Below are 17,273 nucleotides of genomic sequence, written 5' to 3'. Positions count from 1 at the left end.
GTGATTTTRTCCATTCGGCCTTGAGTCCCCAAAGGAGCTTGGCCGGCCTCCGCCTGATGACGAGACCGAACGAGGGAATGTTGGCGCGAAGACGCCCGGAGACATGGGAGGGTTCGTCCTCATCAGCGACGCGGAGATCCAAAGGGTGCATCGAATACGCTTCCCCCACGGCAGGAAAATATAACCAGCCGTGGCCGCGAAGCGCACCCTAGGTCTGTAAGATATCCACAAAACTGAAAAAGGATGTAAGAGATTTTGTCGAAAAATATTTTTTGGACACCCCTGAGGGGCCGAAAAGCCTTGATAAATCAACATTTCTAGAGGGAGGAAGGGCGATTCCTCCCCGACTTTCGCTCTCGCTTAGAAGTCGGGGTCTCCTCGCCAAAGATGATGAAAATTGGAAATCGGGTGGCTCATTTTTTATGTGATCGAACCGTTGAAAAGTGGCTCAATTTTAGATTATCAAATACCCGTGGTGCTAGATAAAACTCAGACAAGCATAAAAATAGCCCTTGCTGGCGGATCTCCAGTAGAATGAAAGTGTCACCCAACATTCGAAAGGAGAGATCCCCCATGCAAGAGCACTTTCATTTTACTACAGATCCAGCCAAACTTCAAAAACAATATGCCGCTATTTTCTGTTTTGTTTCTGCCCAACTGTCGTTGATTCAAATGTATCTTCATCGCCGCAACCGTCACTTGGTCAAGCAAGAAGACGAAGTGGTCATGGCGGTTCACCTTTTGGGGAAGCTGCTGGGCTTTTCTTCCGAACGAGCCTGGCATCGTTTTGTCACGGGAAATTTGTTCACAAACGGCTCGTTTCTTGAACGCTCCCGATACAACCGCCGCTGCCGAGCGCTTGGTTTCGCCATCAAATGGGTCCGTCATGAGCTGGCGAAACGTGGCCAACACCATGCTTATGCGGTCGTCGACAGCTTGCCTCTTCCGTTGTGCCATCCCGTGAGAATGCAGCGCGTCAAGCGATTTCGAGGGATCGCAGATATGGGGTATTGTGCTTCCAAAAAGCAATGGTACTACGGTTTCAAGCTGCATCTTCAAGTGACCAATCAAGGGCTGGCCATGGGCTATGTCGTGACGGAAGCGTCCTGCCACGACGTCAAAGCCGCTGAAACGGTGATGACTCAAATCCCTCATCCCTACAACTTTGGGGACAAAGGGTACATCAGCCACGCTCTTCGAGAAAAGCTGTACGAAGAACACCAAGTCGCGTTCTGGACACCGTCTCGACACAATCAAAAGCACGGCCCATCCAAGGCATGGGAAGAATGGATCCAAAAAAAACGCAAAGTCATCGAGACGGTGTTTTCGATTCTCGTAGACCAATACCGGATCACCGACATTCGAGCGAATTCCATTGCCGGGTTTGAAGTGGCACTCGATGGCATCTTGTTGGCTTATTCCTTGGTCACACTAGGGCTGGTTGAGCGCTGACGCTCAACTAGCACCACGGGTTATCAAATACATGGATATTTGCCGAACCATTTCGACTCAATATGGGCTATCTACACAACATTTATACTCGTTTCGTTCTATATGTATAAGAAATAGAAGGCACCTTTGAGATACTTCACTCTCAAAGATGCCTTAACACCAAAGAAAAACAGAATATATTGAAACGTTAGCAACAACACCCAACGGCTAACTAGATACCACAAAGAACGCTTTTGCTACGCCCCCACAATATCTTCTGAATTTCTGTTAATCTCATCGATAATGCGAATAATCTTCCGCGCGTCGTCCATGTTGTCTTGAAAGAGTTCAACAATGCTGCCGACGGTTTTAAACGGTTCTTCCTGCAGCACCCGCTTGTCCATGACTCCGTTTTTCACAAAGTAATCGACGATTAGTTTGACAAAACGGCTTTGTTGGATGTTCAACCGTTCGCTTGATAAAAATTCAGAAAACGCTTCGTTGGCGGCCTGCGGGTCAAGGCCGACGATTTGGCGGACGAGCTTTGTAATCGGTGTGTCTCCGAATTCTCTTTGATAATCTTCCTGTGTGCCAAGCTCATTCCAAAGAATATGCTCCAACGTTTTTACGTCTTGGACGGTTAGCTTTTTATTATTTCGCAACTTGTAAATGGCCATCTGGTCGCGATGTTCGTGCAGATAATGTTCCACCTTTTTCCGATAATTTTTCAGATCATTGACAGTAAATATCGGTCCGTTTTCTTTCACTTCCAACACTTGGTCTTTAAAGTTCGTATAGTAAATTTTTTGCGTTTCTTTTTCAAGGAATTTGACTAAATCACGCAACGCTTCACGGACGGCTTCCAATTCGAAAATATCGGCTTCGCTCCAAAACTCTTCCGTCTGCACCTTTTCGATGATGTATTTTTGCTCCATCACTTGAGGAATCGAACCGAGTTTCGACAATGCCTCTGCAGTACGAATCACACTCCGAATCGGCTTTGTGGCATTTTTCGTTTGCAGCTTCGCCAACTCAATCGTATACATAAGCAAATCAAACCGTTTCGCCAATTCATCATCATTCAACGGAACAATCAGCGGCGAAATATGTTCTTTAATTTCATTGACATCCATCGCCGTTAAGGAATCCCACTTGGCTCGATTTTTAAACTTATGCACATATTGAATATGTTGGCGTACGCGGAAGTTTTCTTCGTTTAACTTATTGATTTCCGCTAGCACCTCGTCAATCAATTCATTGCGATAGGCAATATACTCTTCTTCTTGGTATTGTAAATGTTGCAGTTCTTTAATGATTTCGATTTTGGCATTAAATAGACGCTCCGTTAAACTTTCCACCGCTTTTCCTTCGATTCCTTTTGGATTTTCGCGGAAAAACTCAAAGTTGCCGCAATAGTCAAAAATAAGGAAATGCGTTTTATCTTGCCCGACTCCGAATAAGTCTTTGCATAAACGGGTTCCGCGCCCGATCATTTGCCAAAACTTTGATTTGGAGCGTACTTTCTTGAAGAACACAAGGTTGACGACTTCCGGAATATCCACTCCTGTATCGAGCATATCAACCGATACCGCAATTTGCGGCCATTTGTTGCGGTCGGAAAAATCATCGATTAATGTTTGGTAGTAGTTCACGCTGTAATCAATGACTCGTGCAAAGCCGCCTCTGTATTCAGGGAACAATTGATCAAAGCGCTCCACAATCCGTTCCGCATGACGATGATTTTTCGCAAAAATAATCGTTTTGCCGAGTTTGTCTCCGCCTTCGACGCGAATTCCTTTTTCCATTAAATCTCTCAGCACCGTATCAATCGTATCATCGTTGAACAGCCATTCGTTTAACGCGGTACTGTCAATATCCTCGCCTACTTCCTCATCAAACGTTTCTTCATACCGCTCTTTTTCTTCATCCGACAACTCATCGTAATGAATGCCATCTTCCAAAAATTTCAACTTTGTCTCAATGGTGCGGTAATCGACTAAATAGCCGTCTTGCACCGCCTGGTCCAACTCGTACGCATACGTCGGCACGCCGTTTTCCAAATCAAACACTTCATACGTATTGCGGTCAATGTCATCTTTCGGCGTGGCGGTCAGCCCGAGCAATATGGCATCGAAATAGTCGAAAATGGCTCGGTACTTCTTGTAAATGCTCCGATGCGACTCGTCGATGATGATGAGATCAAAATGCCCGACCGTAAAAAGCCGTCTGCCGTCTTTCCGCTTCGCATCATCAATCGCGTTCATCATTGTCGGGTACGTCGAAAACACCATGCGGCTTTCCTCTGGATTGTCTTTGTTATCGAGCAAATTGCAAAGCGTCAAGTTCGGCAACAAATGGCTAAAGCTATTTTTCGCTTGCGTTACAAGCGTTTTGCGATCCGCTAAAAACAAAATATTTTTTACCCAATTATGACGGGTAAGAACATCGACAATCGAAATCGCCGTCCGGGTTTTGCCGCTCCCTGTTGCCATGACAAGCAACGCTTTGCGCCGTTTGTTCTCGAGCGCGTCGCATACGGCTAACACCGCTTCTTTTTGGTAATAGCGATTCGTTATGTTGTCATTGATTTGCACATTTTTTAGCGGCTTCTTCATCGTCCGACGATCAATAAGCAAGCTTAATTCTTCCTTATTGTAAAAGCCGGAAACTCTCCGCGCCGGATAGTTAAGGTCGTCCCAAATATACGTTTCAAAACCGTTTGTGTAAAAAATAATCGGACGTTGGCCATGCATTTTCTCAATGCAGTCGGCGTATAGCTTGGCTTGTTGCTTTCCTCTGTTCGGGTCAGCGGTTGTCCGTTTCGCTTCGATGACCGCCAGCGGCTTCCCGTTGTCGCCAAAAAGGACGTAATCGACATAGCCGACTCCTTCCTGATTCCGCATGCCAACCACAGGATATTCCACAACAACGTCCTTTTTAAATTCCCAACCCGCCAGCTTCAAATCTAAATCGATGTATTTCTTTCTTGTTTCCCATTCGCTCAGTTCATCGACTTGGAAGTGGTACTCTTTTGTATTCGCTTCCCGTTTGGCGGTGAGAAGAGCGCGAAGCTGTTCATTTTCTTTCATCATTTCCTCAAGACGCTTGTCTTTCGAACTTAGCCGCTCGTATAAATCTTTCAGCTCTTCCGGACGCTCGCGCTTCTCCTCACCGATCGGCAGCAACGATTCATCAAAGTCCGTAGCGGTGTATTCGTCAGAATAACAATAATCAATCCAAGACACAAACTGATGAAGATGATGCAGGGAAAGAATCGCTTCTTCCCTCGTAATCATCGAGTTCGTATGAACCGCGACATTCCCCAGTTTGACAATGTAACGCAACAATGGCAACAAGTCTTCATCAATAATGGACAAAAAGACGTTGTCATGAATCAAACTGGAAAGATTATCTTGATACGGAACTTTCAACGCGCTGTCAAAGCTGTACACCCACTTAACGGCAAGCTCCAGCGCACGGCGCGTCAAAATCGCGCACGTCGCCGGACTCACCACCAAACTTTTCTCTGCCTCTAAACACGCATTCGTAAAGTTCTCATAATGAGGTTTTCCTATTAGAAAACTAAAGTTGGATAGCAACAAACACCCCTCCCTTGACCAGCACGAATTCCTTTTACACTTACTAATCGTTGAATAATTCTCCCTTAAATGCACGTTGCATGAGGGAATTAAACATATTTTGTATCTCTGCTTGACTTTTTAAAAGAAGTTCTTTCTTTAAGTTTATTTGTTGTATAGTAGCTGCAAATAATTCCTGTAACTCTAAAGGTGGAATAATGATCTCAAGTTCTTTTAAATTTTTTAACGGAAGCTGCGGTTGAGAAGATCCTGTTTGTGTTTTCTTTAAAACTAATTGAAAGCTATTAGATGTATAAAGTTGCTGGAAAAAAATTCGATTAACATTTTTCAATCTAAGAATCGCCATTTGAGCATTTATGAACCCTGTGTCATAACCTTCTTCATCAAAAATGACTATATTCCCAATGGATCCCCTCAGTGTAACAATTAAATCTCCCCGTCTTAATTTTCCTTTTCTCAATTGACTAAACTTTTCCTTTGTAATATACGTTACTTTCGATAAGTCTAATTTGTTGTTCACAAAGTTTGAGGTAGACAAAAAAAGTATACCTTCACTAACAAGCTCATGTTGCTTCGGATAGTTTTCACCTCGATCTCCATCCTCAATTTCCGCAATATCTTTTAATTTCTTAACATCCCATCCCTTTGGATTACTTACTGGATCCCCAAACATCTCCAAAAACACACTTTGCGTTAACTGGTCTAACGCTTCAATTTGGGCTTTTCGTTTGTCGATGAGTTCTTGGGATTTGTCTAATGCATTTACAATTTTATTTTGAGTACTATAATCAGGAATTTTAACTTCTATTTTCTCTAATGCAGACTTAGTTAGTTTACCTCTTGTTGTCCCTGTAATATGTTTACTTAGATCAGCATAGTTTAAATAGTAACATAAGTACTTAACATTAACGTTTTCTTTTGCTACTAACACATGAGCATGGTTATTTACCCAACACGGTTCATTCATGATGTAAGCACACTTTTCTCTAAATCCCCAACTTCCTCCGTCTTCTGCTATACATAGAATTTCTTGGTCGAAAATGAATTCATCAATATAGTCTAACACTCCATTTGCACCACAATATGGATATAAACCTTTCTTTTTTAGAGATTTTCTTTCTAACTCATTCAAGGGCTTTCTTTTATTATCTAAATTAATAGTTAAATCTTTTAGTTTAACCGTCTCAAATCCCATGTTACACACTACCCTCTAATCATTTCTTTCAACTCTTGTAATCCCTGCATAATCTCTTTTTCCAACGTTTCCACTCTTTCAAGTATCACACTCGGCGCTTCATACTGTACCTCTTCATACTCAATCTCTTTATACTTGTTAATCGAAAGGTCATAGTCGTTTTCACGAATTTCTTCCACCGGCACGAAGAACGATTGCTCTGTCCGTTTCCGGTCTTTTTCCGCTTCACGGTTATGGAAGCGGGCAATGATATCCGGGATGTCGTTGTCTTCAATCGGCGTGCGCTTGTCATCCAATGAATAGCCATCGGCTTTCATATCATAGAACCATACTTGATCCGTACCGCCGACGCCTGTTTTGGTGAAAATCATAATCGCCGTCGAAACCCCGGCATATGGTTTAAATACGCCGCTTGGCATGGAAATAATGGCTTCTAATTTATGATTTTCCACAATTTCTTTGCGGATATCTTTATGCGCCTTCGAGCTGCCGAACAATACCCCATCTGGCACGATGCAGGCACAGCGTCCGCCCGTTTTTAAGATGCGCAGGAATAAGGCCAAGAATAAAAGCTCTGTCTTCTTTGTTTTAACGACTCTTAATAAGTCGCTGGAAACGGCTTCGTAATCCAACGAGCCTTTAAACGGCGGATTGGCAAGGACAAGGGTGTATTTGTCCTTATCTTTGTTTTGTTCCGACAAGGAGTCGCGATATTCGATATTCGGATTTTCAATGCCATGGAGCATCATGTTCATCGCGCCAATCCGCAACATCGTACGGTCCATGTCAAAACCGTAAAACATATGATTATTAAAATGCTCTTTTAAACTTTGCACTAAAAATAAGTCACTGCGATGTTTGCGCAAATATTCGCCCGCCGCCACCAAAAACCCCGCCGACCCCGCCGCCGGGTCGACGATGATGTCTTCCGGCGTCGGTTTCATCAGTTCGACCATCATGTGAATGATATGACGCGGGGTGCGGAATTGGCCGTTTGTGCCTGCGGTGGCGATTTTCGATAACAAATACTCGTACAAATCGCCTTTCGTATCGCGGTCTTTCATCGGAATGCGGTCAATGCCGTCGACGATTTTGACGAGCATTTGCGGCGTCGGGATCATGAAAATGGCGTCGCCCATATATTTTGCATAGGCCGATTCCCGATTGCCGTGCAAGTTTTTGATGAACGGAAACACTTCATTGGACACGACATCGTACATATGGGCGGCTTCAAAATGTTTGAATTTGCTCCAGCGCAAGTGTTGCTTATCGGGAGGAAAGATGCGTTCCGATTCAATGCCGAGCAGCGCATCCTCCTGCTCGCGCTGTGTTTCGACTTCATCCAAGCCTTTGATGAACAATAAGTAGGTAAACTGTTCAATGACCGTCAGCGGGTTCGTAATGCCGCCTGTCCAAAACGTTTCCCATATTTTATCGACTTTATGGCGCAATTCGCCTGTAAGCATGGCTTCTATGTACCTCCTTGTGATTTCCAATCTCTATTATATACGGTTTTCGATACAAAAAGGGGAAGAAAAATACGTTTTATGCCGGTTGACGCTCAGGAAGACGGAGAATGTCTTTCTTTGTGGAACAAAGAAACTCCCACTGTGCTTTGTTATGAAGCGGGAGTCGTTCACCATAACCGTTCGAGGAACACTTGCAAGTGTTGTGGATTCTCAATAGGATGGATCTCATCCAGCCCCAAGTTTTGCAGGCGGATGAAATCTTTATCATGTCATTCGTGTCGTCATGGCCGTTTGCCCAATTCGACTGCAAACAACAAGGCCGGAGCCACCGGCCCGTTGTCTTATCTCAACCGAATTTTCGCCACACACTCCACATGCGCCGTGTGCGGAAACATGTCCACTGGCTGGACTTCGATCGTTTCGTAGCCGCCGTCTTCTAGGATGCGCAAGTCGCGGGCGAGCGTCGCCGGGTTGCACGAGACGTAGACGACGCGGGGCGGTTTCATGGCGATGATCGTCTCAAGCAGCGAGGCGTCACAGCCTTTGCGCGGCGGGTCAACGACCAAGCAGTCGGCGCGGATGCCTTCTTGATACCAACGCGGGATGACGTCTTCGGCGGCGCCGACTTCGAAGGTGACGTTTTGGATGCCGTTGAGTTTGGCGTTGCGCTTGGCGTCTTCGATCGCTTCGGGGACGATTTCGACGCCGTAGACGTGTTTCGCTTTACGCGCCAAAAAGAGCGAGATCGTGCCGATGCCGCAGTAGGCGTCGATCACCGTCTCCCGCCCGGTCAGCTCCGCGTATTCGAGCGCTTTGTCATACAGCACTTTCGTCTGTTCGGGGTTGACTTGGTAAAACGAGCGGGCCGAGATGGCGAATTGGATGTCGCCGATGCGGTCGGTGATGAACTCGCTCCCCCATAACACCCGCGTTTTGGCGCCGAAAATGACGTTCGTCCGCTCGGGGTTGACGTTTTGCACGATCGATTTCACGCCCGGAATGGCGCGGACGATGTCACGGACAATGTCCTGTTCGTGTGGCAGATGGTCCGTGCGGGTGACGAGCACGACCATCACCTCGCCTGTTGCCGCGCCGTAGCGGGCGACAATATGGCGAAGAACGCCCTTGTGCGTAGCTTCGTCGTATGGGGGAATACCATAGCGCTCGGCGATGCGCTTCACGGCCTGGACGACGACATCGTTCGCCTCTTGCTGGATGAGGCAGGCGTCCATATCGATGATTTCATGCGTCCGCTCCTTGTAAAAGCCCGCGACCAAGCCCCCTTCGCGCTCGCCAACGGGCACTTGCGCCTTGTTGCGGTAGCGCCATGGGTTCTTCATCCCGATGACGGGATGGACGGTGACGCCGTCAAGCTTGCCGATGCGGGCGAGCACTTCTTTCACCTGCTTTTCCTTCGCTTTCAGCTGGCCTTCGTAGCTGAGGTGTTGCAGCTGGCAGCCGCCGCATTGGCGATAGACGGGGCACGGCGGCTCAACGCGGTCGGGGCTTGGTTCGTACAGCTCCACGAGGCGGCCGTACCCATACCCTTTTTTCACTTTGATCGCTTTCACCTTCGCCCGCTCGCCGGGAAGCGCGTGTTTCACAAACAACGGAAAGCCGTCGACTTTCGCCACCCCGAGCCCGTCGTGGGTCAAATCGGTGAATGTGACGTCATAATACTCGTTTTTGGCGACTGGTGCTTGCTGCTTGGTCATGTCCGTCTCCTTTCTGCCGATCGGTTTATACCGTTAGCGTTCCCTTATTGGCTTAGAGGCATAAGAAAAGAACAGGCTCATCGTCCTGTTCTCACTTGTTCCGCCTTGTCTTTCGGCATGATGACTTCCAAATGGCGGTACAAATTGACAAATTCCCCTGGAAGCATGCCGCCGAATTCGCCGTCTAAGTTTAGCTGCATCGGCGAGTGCACTTTCACCCGGTTCGCTTTCGTGTAAATGATATGCGGGTCGTTGATGTGCTCGCCGCGCGCGGCGAGCGTGACAAGGCGAATGAATTCGGCCAATTTCGTTTTTTTGACGATGATGAAATCGAACAGACCGTCATTGAGCGACGAATCGGGCGCCAGTTTTTCAAACCCGCCGACCGAGTTCGTGAGCGAAACCAAAAACATCATAATCTCGCCTTCAAACAGTTTGCCGTCGTACTCGATTTGCGCTTCGGTCGCCTTGATGGACGGAAGCATCTCGATCCCTTTTAAGTAATAGGCCAGCTGGCCGAGCATCGTTTTCAGCTTGCTTGGCACTTCGTAGGTGAGCTCCGTCAGGCGGCCGCCGCCGGCGATGTTGATGAAATAGCGTGTTTTGTCTTCGTTCGTCACACAACCGATGTCAATGGGTACGGGCTCGCCCGTGGCGATCACGTCGCACGCCCCTTCGATCGAACGCGGCACGCCGATGGCGCGGGCGAAATCGTTCGTCGTCCCGACAGGAATGACGCCCAGTTTCGGCCGATACGGCTGATCGGCGATGCCGTTGACGACTTCGTTGATCGTTCCGTCGCCCCCTGCGGCGACAACGAGATCAAATTCCCGCAGGACGGCCTGGCGCGCTGCTTCCGTCGCATCTCCCGGACCCTCGGTGGCGTGGCACGACGTTTCATAGCCCGCTTTTTCCAACCACGCGAGCACATCAGGCAAATGGCGCTTAAACAACTCGCGACCCGATGTCGGGTTATAAATAATTCGAGCTCGTTTCATTATTCTCAACCTACTTCCTTTTTTCCATTCCACCCGTTCCCATCATAACGAAACAACGCTTCATGCGCAACTCCGACGAATGTCGTGAACAAGGCGGCGAGAAACAGCGCCCTCGGGTTCAAGCGAAGGGCGCTGTGGGAGGATAGGCATCATTCTGTTGTCTTCGCCTCTTGGGACGATGCTGGCGCACCGAGCGGCTGGGCATGGGCGGGTGCGCCCCCTTGGGCGATGTTCTCAAGCAACTGCTTCACATCGATGCCGGTTGACGCTTTCAACGTCTCCTGCAAGCTCGCCATTAAGTTCGTCGCATAGCCCGTGACGCGGTTGGCGCCGCCTCCCGCTCCTGAGCCGGTGTCGACGATCGTCAGCTTCTCGATGTTCGCAAGCGGGCTCGCCACTTGTTTCGCATACTCCGGAAGCATCTTGATGATCATGTCGAGCACCGCAGCCTGGCCGTAGCGCTCGAACGCTTCGGCGATCTTTTGTTTCGCTTCCGCTTCGGCGAGGCCTTTCAGTCGGATGATTTCCGCTTCCGCTTCCCCTTTCGCTTTCTCCGCCTCGGCTTTTGCCAACCCGTCGAGTCGGACGCGCTCCGCTTCCGCTTTCGCCAGCGTTTCGACGCGGTACTTTTGCGCATCGGCTTCGGCGATTTGTTTCGCCTTTTCCGCCGCCGCTTTTTGTTCGATCGCATAGCGCTCGGCATCGGCTTTTTTCTTCACTTCCGAGTCGTATTGGCGCTCGCGGCGCAAAATTTCTTTTTCTTCGAGCTCGATTTGTTTTTGCCGCTCGATGATTTTAATTTGCATTTGTTGCGCCATGACTTCCTGCTTCGCCTTCGCTTCTTCGAGGTGGTACGCCTGATCGGCGCGCGCTTTGGCGATGTCTTGCTCGCGGCGGAACTCAGCGAGCTTCAACTGGTTGATTTTCTCCGCCTCCGCGATTTCCGTCAGCCGCTCGAGCTCGGCTTTGCGCGCTTCCTTGTCCGCTTCGGCGCGCTTGATGCGCGTCTCTTTTTCCGCCTCGGCTGTTGCGATGTCGGCGTCGCGCTTCACTTGGGCGATGCGCGGTTTCCCGAGTGCATCAAGGTAGCCGTTTTTGTCGCGCACGTCTTTGATCGTAAACGAGACGATGACGAGCCCCATTTTCGCCAAATCTTGCGACGCGACACGCTGCACTTCTTGCGAAAACTTGTCGCGGTTTTTGTAAATTTCTTCAACAGTCATTGACCCGAGAATGGAACGGAGATGGCCTTCAAGCACTTCTTTCGCTTCGTTTTCCATATCTTGACGCGTTTTGCCTAAAAACTGCTCGGCCGCGGTCGCGATTTCGCCGATTGAGCTGCCGACTTTAATAATGGCCACCCCGTCCGCCATCACGGGCACGCCTTGTTCGGTGTACACCTCGGGCGTTTGCACGTCAAGCTTGATCGACAATAGGCTCAGCGGCTCAGCCTGTTGGAAAATCGGCACGACGAACGTGCCGCCGCCGCGGACAATTTTAATTTTGTTTCCCGATTCGTCCACGTGGACGTTTTTGCTTCCTAAGTAGCTGCCCGTCACAATGAGCGCCTCGTCCGGCCCGACGGTGCGGTAGCGGGCGATAAAAATGGCAATAAGGCCGACAAGAAGCAAGACGACGACGCCGATCACGACAAGCCATGGCGCAATAGTCATCACTTTTTCCCCTTTCTCTGTTTAAATCAAAACATGATACGGATCGCGCTTCGCCACTACAGCGATGCCGTTTTCCATTTGCACGATGACGACTTCTTCCCCCGCAGCGATTTCCTCGCGATGGAGGCTTTTCGCTGGTTTCGCCACCGCGCCGCTTTTACGGGAGATGAGAATTTCACCAAACCCATCAGGCGGCACCGAGACGATCACTTTAGCAAGCGCCCCCTCCAAATCGGCGTCCGTATATCCAAGTGACGCCTCGGCCGAGCGGAGCGGCAAAAAAACGAAAAAGTGCAACAGCAACACAGCAACAAGCGCCACGCCGATGGCAAGCCACAGAACCATGCTCGATGCCCAGTCTGTGTACCATTCCGCCAGCAATCCGACCGCGCTGCCAACAATGAAAAACGATAAAACTAGCTGCGGACTGAACAGCGGATGATCAGCCACATCGAACAAACCGTCAAGCACATCGCTGAAGAAAAAATACAAAACCGTCAACAACGCACTGACGACAAGCACCCATCCGTACACAACTTCAGGCGAATGGCTGAACAACTCCCCTCCCTCCTTTCCCCTTCGCTTATACATACGGAGAGGGCAGCCGTTGGTTTCATCATTTTTCCAATGTCATCAAAATTCGACAATCCTCATGTTCATTTATTTCAGCCGCTTGTTTCAAAAACACCGCCGCCGCATTCTTCCGATCGCCATCTTCAGCTATGATGCCATCCGTAATGAACCTTCCTCTTTCACTGTGGAGTTTCCGTTTTGGGCTGTTCTCGATTTCCGTTTTTTGGCCATCGAATTGCGCAAACTCCCGTGGCGCGAGTACATCCGCCATGACAACCCGGTCGCTGCCGCCCTGTTAAGCAAAATGGGGTATAATGAAGAGGAGAAGGTGGAAGTGAAAAAGGAATTTTTGCGCATGCTCACCCGCCTCGAGCTCGATGAGGCGAAACAGCGTCTGTTGTTCGGCTTTTTCGAAACATATTTGCGGTTATCGGAGGAAGAAGAAGTCCGACTGCGAGATGAGGTGAAGACCATGGAGGAAAAGGAGGCTGCCAAAGTCATGGAACTTATCGTGTCATACGAACAGAAAGGCATGGAAAAAGGAATGGAAAAAGGAATAGAGAAAGGAATGGAGAAAGGAATGGAGAAAGCAAAGTTGGATGTTGCGAAACGAATGTTGGCAAAAGGATTTGATGCTGACACGATCCATGAACTGACCGGACTGCCGCTAGAAACGATTGAACAATTGAAGCGATGAGAAGGCAAACCCCTTCTCCCTGAATCATTCGAATGGCCGCCCCCACTCCTTCGAACTTTGAAACATCTTCAGGGAGAAGGCCTTTTCATCGTTCTTCGCTTTATTCCTCTGAAATCCCCAGCCGCTCCAATTCCCGCCCAAGCTGCCCCGTAAGCATGAGCCTGTACATGCGAAAATCGGCCCGAAGCGACCCAAACGGATGGCCGAAGGTGGCGGGCTTGTTTCCTTCAATGAAAAAGTGGCTGAACCAGGCGAGCGCATAGGCGGCCACTGGAGCGCCGAGCAGCCACCACGCATTCCTCGTCACGATCGCAATGATCACAAACAAAAACACGAAGCTCGTTCCGACAAAATGCCAGCGCCTTGTCGCTCGTTTCCGGTGCTGGGTCAAATAAAAGGGTCAAAACTCTTCATAATCACGGAATTCCATCTCCCTTTCCCCCTTCGACGGATGCGGCGCACCGCCACGCCAACGATGAACGTGGCGATGCCGACAGCCCAGTATCCAATCAACATCCATAACGGCATGCTCGGACCTATCGTTATCCCCTACTCCTATTGTATTTCATCCATCACCTGAAATGTCTGCAAGTTGTGCTTTTGCTTCGGCGCGGTAAACTTGGCGGCAAGTTGGCCTGTACGAAGATGGAAAATGTTCATTTCTCCTGCATTGTCCGCCTTGTTCCCTTCCTGCGGCTCAAATAATGCATACACATAGTCGCCGTAAAACCGCGCTTCCCAGTATACCGACGGCAGCTCATGCTTCTCCATCACCTTAAACTGATCGTTCAGCGCAAGCCATCCTGACTTTCCCCTCTGGACATAGCTCACCCACAGCGTGTCTCCCTTCACGTAAAGCTGATCGAACTGCGTCTCTTCTTGCCCCATGCCCCAATAGGCCACTCGCCATGAATGCGGATCCACGATGGTGAGGCGAGGTTTCGTGGCGATGACAAGGCGGCCGTGAAAGACCGCCATGGAGCGCGCGAAGGACGTAGGCAACGAAATTTCTTTCACGACCTCACCGCGTTGATCGATCACATACAATACGCCTTGTTCCTTTTCAATCACATCGGCGAACACATAGAAATACGGCGCTACGTGCAAAACTTGAAGAACGTAGGGAGGGAATCGTTTAGAAAATAACAATTTTCCCTCTTTTCTTACTTCTAGTTTATTGGTTTTTACATCTTGGTTCAGCGAACGAATCTCCCACTCCCCCTCCATCGAGGCAAACGAAAGAGGGCTGGAGACCGCTTCTTGATCGACCAATGTCCATGTGTCTCGATTCAGTCGATAGACATGCCGTCCCGTATAATCTGACCACAACAACAGTTCCTTCGTTGATGAACCACGCGAAAGCTGGGACACCCCAGCAGCTTCTAGCGTCACCACGTTGCGCACGTGCAGTCCATCCGCCTCCACGATATACGAATCTCGCGCAAACGGGTGAGAATACAAAAAGAAGATGCGTCCAAGCGGTTCGTTCGCCGAGCGGCTCTCAGACGGCTCATACGTCCTCACTGAGGAGACGACGGAATCATCCAAACTCTGCACCCCATACACAATGACAGGCGCAACTGCCGCCAGCACAACCCATATCCATCTCTGCCGCTTCCACCAGGACCGTCCTTCCTTTTGGCCTCCTATGCGTTGGACAAGCCATCCCCAATACCAGACGATGTAAAGAAACAACGCAAGCGACAGCCACGCCCACCATTGCCCTTCGATAAGGGATTGCTGCCAGTAGGCGAACGGATCGACGCCGACCCTGGCGATCGTGTGAAAATTGTTCAGAAAAAAGAGCGGCACCGCAAGCACCGCAGCGAGCGAATACAAGCGGCGAACCGTTCCTTTCACCAGCATCACCACACCGGCGAGCAACGTCGCGGTGCACATGAGGTAGTACAACATTGACATCCATAGCGGTGCACTTGGGCCCATGTTGAATCCCCTTCCATCCATGGTGGTTGTAATATTCTATGAAATCGAGAACGTTTCCTTCCTTGCAGAAAGATTTTCCCCTATACGCCCGTCGACTCCATGGCAACGTGCGTCACCTTTTTTCTTTCAGCCAATCCACCAACTCCTCGAGATCGTCGGTCAGCGTACCAAACGTGCGAATCTCTTTTCCTTCAGGGGTAAGGGCGCAAGCCGTAATCGATTGCTTATGCACGTCCAATCCGCAACAGCGTTCATACAAGACGCGCATCGGTCTCCCTCCCTGCTTCGTTCTCAAAAACAGCTGGTGCAGTAGCCTTTGTTCAAGCATTCTATCCTGCGTGCTTCCCTCAAGGGAGCGACATTCCGTAGTGCACCAGACTACTGGGGTCCGTCTATATATCGGACTTTTACGTACCATAGATACAACGACCTCATGACCCCAGCTGCAAGGAGACCATTCGACAGAAGGTTGTTTTCATCCTTCCGATGGTGACGAAATTTTTTTGTCATGGGAGTCTATATACATGCAACATGAAGAGTTAACTTCTCAGTCATCCTGCACACCCTAAGCGTTGCAGCACTTCCTGCGGACGTTCGTGGATGTCGTCCGCAAACCGAGCAATGGCCTGGACGATATCGTTTCGATGTTTGTGAAACACATTGGCGATCACGGTGTCTTTCAGCCATTTCCACAAGCTGAATGCGGGCGTGATCCAACACCAAGACGATGAGACGGTCTGGATAGCGCTCTTTGAGCATTCTCAAGAAATTCAAGAACGTCGCGGCATTGGCGCGGCAGTCGTTTGATGAAGCACCGTTTCGCCATCGTGGATGTTGACCGCGCCAAACCGCGATACGTGGGCATGATGGCCGAACGTCGGCACTTGTTTTTGGCGGCCGACTTCTGACCATGTGGACCGCAAGACATGGTAAGAGCGGATATGGGTTTCATCGATGTACAGAAGAACGGCATCTTCTGTGTCCTTGGTGATCAAGTTTTTTGATCAGATCCATTTGCTTTTCCAATTGCTTTTGCTCATCCGGGTTCCCTTTCGCCAGTGTGTACGTCGGTCGTGTCCACGACAGCCCTTTGCGGTGCAGGAGTTTTCGCAGCGCTTCGCGGGAAATGGAAACACCGAATTGCTTTTCGACATAGGATTGCAGGAGTTTGGTGTTCCACGCCGAGGCGACGTCCCAGCCCAGTTCGGCGGGAGTGGTGGTCAACACAAGCTGTTTGATCTTTTCCTGCTGTTCTTCGGTGAGAAACGGCTCTCGCCCGGGGGCGAAATCCCGATGAAGCAGGAGTTCAAGGCCGCCTTCGTTGAACAGCGACACATAATGGGAAACGGTTTGTCGGCACACGTTGACCATGGAGGCCGCTTCTTTGCCCGAATAGCCTTCCATGACGAGGCGAACGGCCATCACCCGTTGGCGAAGAAGGGTGTTTTTGATTTTCCATTCCTGTTTGCGAAGTGTCCGAGGTGTCCATCCGTGATCGTTGGTGATTTTGAGACGTTTCATGCAGAATTCCGCTCCTTTTCCATACTTTTCCTTAGGGACAGTATAACCGGAGTGGGCACCGCTTATGCGAAGGTTAACTTTTCAATGAGCATGTATATACAATGAATGGTCAAAACATCAGCAACAATCTGCTGATCCATTCATGCAACGAACATACCAGGACACTGACCGCTCGCTTTCGTAAGCGTAAATCACGAATCATGCGGAAGACAACAACATGAGTCATACAAAAACGGGTCTCTTAATCATACGGTTCCTCTCCTACATGAATGATCGTTATCCGTTACATGTGAGGAAAATATTGTAGGTCATATTCATGTTCCCCAACAAGCGCAGTGGAGTGAAAAAAGAAAAAGATATACAAAACGAACCTGTCCCTGCTATAATGTCAATTGAAAAAAGAACCAATATTGGAGAAAAACGTTCATGAACGTTCAACAACATGCCATTGTCAACCA

Annotated in this window: 11 protein-coding genes and 2 pseudogenes; 2 read left to right on the top strand and 11 right to left on the bottom strand. The window is 49.1% G+C overall.

The window, feature by feature from the left end; genetic code table 11:
- Nucleotides 1–573: 573 nt before the first annotated feature.
- Nucleotides 574–1,452, top strand: a complete 879-nt coding sequence (locus AP057_RS15530) for an IS982 family transposase (RefSeq protein WP_055359161.1) — start codon at nt 574–576, stop codon at nt 1,450–1,452.
- A 236-nt stretch (nt 1,453–1,688) separates the two neighbouring features.
- Here the strand turns inward: AP057_RS15530 and AP057_RS15525 are convergent, their stop codons facing one another.
- The 7 genes from AP057_RS15525 to AP057_RS15495 all read right to left on the bottom strand — a co-directional run bounded on the left by AP057_RS15525 (nt 1,689) and on the right by AP057_RS15495 (nt 12,638).
- Entirely contained in the window at nt 1,689–5,030 is a 3,342-nt protein-coding gene (locus AP057_RS15525; RefSeq protein ID WP_055359163.1) for a DEAD/DEAH box helicase family protein, read from the bottom strand.
- A 43-nt stretch (nt 5,031–5,073) separates the two neighbouring features.
- Nucleotides 5,074–6,225, bottom strand: coding sequence for a restriction endonuclease subunit S (locus tag AP057_RS15520; protein ID WP_080986149.1), 1,152 nt, complete (start codon nt 6,223–6,225; stop codon nt 5,074–5,076).
- Between the two features lie 8 nt (nt 6,226–6,233).
- Nucleotides 6,234–7,691 (bottom strand): class I SAM-dependent DNA methyltransferase, encoded by a 1,458-nt coding sequence (locus AP057_RS15515; RefSeq protein ID WP_055359160.1) that lies wholly within the window; start codon nt 7,689–7,691, stop codon nt 6,234–6,236.
- 344 nt (nt 7,692–8,035) lie between these two features.
- On the bottom strand, nt 8,036–9,409 hold the full coding sequence (gene rlmD, locus AP057_RS15510; RefSeq protein WP_055359159.1) for a 23S rRNA (uracil(1939)-C(5))-methyltransferase RlmD: 1,374 nt from the start codon (nt 9,407–9,409) through the stop codon (nt 8,036–8,038).
- A gap of 77 nt (nt 9,410–9,486) precedes the next feature.
- Nucleotides 9,487–10,407, bottom strand: coding sequence for a diacylglycerol kinase (locus tag AP057_RS15505; protein WP_055359158.1), 921 nt, complete (start codon nt 10,405–10,407; stop codon nt 9,487–9,489).
- A 149-nt stretch (nt 10,408–10,556) separates the two neighbouring features.
- A complete protein-coding gene (locus AP057_RS15500; protein WP_055359157.1) occupies nt 10,557–12,080 on the bottom strand; it encodes a flotillin family protein in 1,524 nt (507 codons plus the stop codon).
- Nucleotides 12,081–12,101: 21 nt separating this feature from the next.
- Nucleotides 12,102–12,638, bottom strand: a complete 537-nt coding sequence (locus tag AP057_RS15495; RefSeq protein ID WP_055359156.1) for an NfeD family protein — start codon at nt 12,636–12,638, stop codon at nt 12,102–12,104.
- Nucleotides 12,639–12,732: 94 nt separating this feature from the next.
- On the opposite strand from AP057_RS15495, the pseudogene AP057_RS15490 reads away from it, so the two are divergent.
- Nucleotides 12,733–13,350: pseudogene (locus AP057_RS15490) on the top strand (Rpn family recombination-promoting nuclease/putative transposase); the annotation flags it as partial.
- A 100-nt stretch (nt 13,351–13,450) separates the two neighbouring features.
- Here AP057_RS15490 and AP057_RS15485 read toward each other — a convergent pair.
- The 4 genes and pseudogenes from AP057_RS15485 to AP057_RS17620 all read right to left on the bottom strand — a co-directional run bounded on the left by AP057_RS15485 (nt 13,451) and on the right by AP057_RS17620 (nt 16,815).
- On the bottom strand, nt 13,451–13,741 hold the full coding sequence (locus AP057_RS15485) for a DUF962 domain-containing protein (protein WP_235468622.1): 291 nt from the start codon (nt 13,739–13,741) through the stop codon (nt 13,451–13,453).
- Between the two features lie 164 nt (nt 13,742–13,905).
- Nucleotides 13,906–15,294 carry a hypothetical protein gene (locus tag AP057_RS15480; protein ID WP_055359155.1) on the bottom strand — a complete coding sequence of 463 codons (1,389 nt, stop codon included), beginning with the start codon at nt 15,292–15,294 and terminating at the stop codon, nt 13,906–13,908.
- A gap of 83 nt (nt 15,295–15,377) precedes the next feature.
- Nucleotides 15,378–15,562 (bottom strand): annotated as a pseudogene (locus AP057_RS16790) (transposase); the annotation flags it as partial.
- Between the two features lie 680 nt (nt 15,563–16,242).
- Nucleotides 16,243–16,815, bottom strand: a complete 573-nt coding sequence (locus tag AP057_RS17620; protein WP_055359154.1) for an IS630 family transposase — start codon at nt 16,813–16,815, stop codon at nt 16,243–16,245.
- Nucleotides 16,816–17,273 lie beyond the last annotated feature (458 nt).

The organism is Geobacillus sp. Sah69 (genome assembly GCF_001414205.1).
GTDB lineage: Bacteria > Bacillota > Bacilli > Bacillales > Anoxybacillaceae > Geobacillus > Geobacillus stearothermophilus.
The sequence above is the reverse complement of the archived record's forward strand: the minus strand, read 5'-3'. Positions and strand labels throughout refer to the sequence as shown.